4 protein-coding genes are annotated in these 2,255 nt (G+C 56.5%); 3 read left to right on the top strand and 1 reads right to left on the bottom strand.

Translation table 11 applies throughout. The features are described from left to right. The 3 genes from WH91_RS20935 to WH91_RS20925 form a co-directional block, all read left to right on the top strand. On the top strand, positions 1-371 hold a 371-nt coding region (locus WH91_RS20935; RefSeq protein ID WP_052953026.1), incomplete at its 5' end, for a transposase. 279 nt (positions 372-650) lie between these two features. Beyond that, positions 651-1,109, top strand: a complete 459-nt coding sequence (locus tag WH91_RS20930; RefSeq protein ID WP_046172954.1) for a mobile mystery protein A — start codon at positions 651-653, stop codon at positions 1,107-1,109. Then, positions 1,106-1,702: a mobile mystery protein B gene (locus WH91_RS20925; protein ID WP_046172953.1), complete on the top strand. Its 597-nt coding sequence runs from the start codon at positions 1,106-1,108 to the stop codon at positions 1,700-1,702. The genes WH91_RS20930 and WH91_RS20925 overlap by 4 nt, the downstream gene beginning before the upstream one ends. A 289-nt stretch (positions 1,703-1,991) precedes the next feature. On the opposite strand, the gene WH91_RS25150 is transcribed toward WH91_RS20925, so the two are convergent. After that, positions 1,992-2,255, bottom strand: a 264-nt coding sequence (locus tag WH91_RS25150) for a hypothetical protein (protein WP_210165787.1), incomplete at its 5' end; no start/stop codon positions are given.

The following is a 2,255-nucleotide window of genomic DNA, read 5'->3' as shown; positions in this document are numbered from 1 at the left end:
AAGGGAAAGGTGCAGCGCTGGTTCTGCCTCGCTGTAACACCGATGGCATGGCGCTGCACCTTGCGGAAATCTCGGCCACTGTGGCGCCCGGCGCGCACGCCGTGCTGTTGCTCGACCAAGCCAGTTGGCACCTCTCCGCCGCACTCGTCGTTCCTGCCAACATCACCCTGTTGCCGTTGCCATCAAAATGCCCCGAGCTCAATCCAGTCGAAAACGTCTTGCAGTTCATGCGCGACAACTGGCTCTCAAACCGCGTCTTCAAATCCTACGCCGACATCCTCGATCACCGCTGCGTCGCCTGGAACAAGCTCACCGATCAACCTTGGAGAATCATGTCCATCGGAATGCGCGATTGGGCGCACAGGTTCTGATCAGTGGGATTTGGTATAACATAGCAAACGCGGCAGGATGCCCTCCAAAACGGCTGTCCATCAAGCCGCTGACCGATGTCGAAAGTGGGTGCGGGTCAGGCGACCATCCCTCCGCCTCAACCTTCTAATTCCCGGGGACTCATCAACTCACAGCTTGGTTTTTATGATGTATCTTCAAGGTATAAATTGCTAATGACTAATAGCCGATCACCTTATGGCTTGATTTTATATTCTGTGTTATCAAGCTATGAGTTGATTATCCCCGAAACGAACCCGACCATGACAAACCTAAATGATCGCGCCCGCAAGCGACTTGACGAACGGCTCGCTGTCGCAAAGCCCATGAAACAGCAGACCCCTCCTCCCAAGGGATGGATCAGGGCGATACGTGATGGGCTCGGCATGTCTGGAGCCCAGCTCGGGAAGCGGATCGGCGCGACGCCACAAAATGTCGAGCAGCTGGAAAAGTCGGAAGCCGCCGGCACCATTCAATTGCAAACGTTGGAGAAGGTCGCTCGGGCGCTCGATGCCACCCTCGTTTATGCGCTGGTGCCGAATACCTCTTTGGAGGACACAGTTCACCAGCGTGCGAGGACAATTGCAATGCGCGCGATCACCCGCGTCGCGCACACCATGCGTCTTGAGGACCAGGCGACGGGCAGCGGTGAACTTGAGGAGAGTATCGATCAGTACATTCGCGACGAGCTGGCCGATCGCGACCTTTGGAGTGAGGCATGATAGGCCTCTTTGATGAGGCTGAGCATGCTACTCCGCTTTCCGTCGACGATCAGAAGGGCATGATCCCGACCTGGGTCACCACGAGGGCGGACCTGAACGTAGCCGAGCAAGACAACATACTCGCCGGACTTGCCTGGGCACAACGCCGCCGCTTAAAGCCTCTGAAGATAGCGACCGATGAGTTCTCGCGGACGCTGCATAGAATGATGTTCGGCAAAGTCTGGAAATGGGCCGGCCGATATCGACAGAGCACACTCAACATCGGGGTTGAGCCATGGATGATCGCCAATGAAAGTGCCGTCCTATTCGACACGTTCCGTTATTGGACTGAGCACAGCACGTTTTCGCCCGATGAGCTGGCGGTCCAATTTCATCACCGAATTGTTGCTGTACATCCATTTCCGAACGGCAATGGCCGCCATTCGCGCATGATGGCCGACCTATTGGTTGAGAGTCTTGGCGGACAGCCTTTCACCTGGGGTGGAGGCAACTTGCAGGAGGACACGAGCGAACTGCGCAGGGCCTATATCACAACACTAAAACAGGCCGACGCTCACGACACAGCACCGCTCCTTGCTTTTGCCAGGTCCTAGAGAGCAAATAGCGTTCCTGCTACCGGCTATCCCGCGCTACCGAGCCCGACGCAGAACGTCCATAAGCGATATTATGCGAATCCGCTGCGCGCTCGCGACTGTGATCTCGCTTCACAGATCAATCGCGTCGTTGCCTGCGGTGTCCTGCGCCCTCGCTCCGGACGGGCTCACAATGCCCCGCCCGTGAGCGGGCTTATCAAATCCACGCAGTGCCGTACGGCCTCCTGACGGCTGACATAGCCGGGTTGGTGCACGATTAAAACGTCGATGCGCGCAATGATCTCAGAAGTCATGCGAACGGTAATGCGTTGCTGCAGCTTGAGCTCAAATCCGCCGAAAAAGGAAAAAAGAAAAGGGCGAACAGGCGCCAGTGCGCGTGCAAGTGATGTGGCAGGTATTCCACCGACGTTATCCGGCTTGCTGTGAACTTGTCCGAAAAACAGCTTGAGATAAGCAGACGCGGTGGAAATCGCGCCTCAACGAAACCGCTTGAATCCGCCTTGGCTGCCTTGGTCGCTGTTGAAGATTTCGGGGGCGCCGTATTTACCCAGAG

Origin of the sequence: Devosia psychrophila, assembly GCF_000971275.1 — a bacterium.
In the GTDB taxonomy this organism is placed as follows: Bacteria; Pseudomonadota; Alphaproteobacteria; order Rhizobiales; family Devosiaceae; genus Devosia; species Devosia psychrophila.
This window is presented reverse-complemented; position numbering and strand designations above follow the sequence as displayed.